Origin of the sequence: Phaeodactylibacter xiamenensis (genome assembly GCF_000759025.1) — a bacterium.
Classification (GTDB): Bacteria; Bacteroidota; Bacteroidia; order Chitinophagales; family Saprospiraceae; genus Phaeodactylibacter; species Phaeodactylibacter xiamenensis.
The window spans coordinates 1-220 of the sequence record NZ_JPOS01000027.1; the positions used below are offsets into that span (position 1 = coordinate 1).

1 protein-coding gene is annotated in these 220 nt (G+C 51.4%); it reads left to right on the top strand.

All coding sequences use genetic code 11. The annotated features are described in order from the left end of the window. A partial coding sequence (locus IX84_RS11225) for a SprB repeat-containing protein (protein WP_044220295.1) occupies positions 1-220 on the top strand: 220 nt, incomplete at both ends.

Below are 220 nucleotides of genomic sequence, written 5' to 3' on the forward strand. Positions count from 1 at the left end.
TTGATCAGATTCTGATTGAAGAACCGGCGGTACTCGCCCTGACGATTATGGGTGAGGACGTAGACTGCTTCGGCAATGCTACCGGCTCGGCTAACCTGGAAGTAACCGGCGGTACAGCGCCTTATACCTACATTTGGAGTAACGGTGCAATTACCGAGGATATTAACGGGCTCCTGGCCGGTAATTACGAAGTAACCGTAACCGATGCTAATGGATGTGC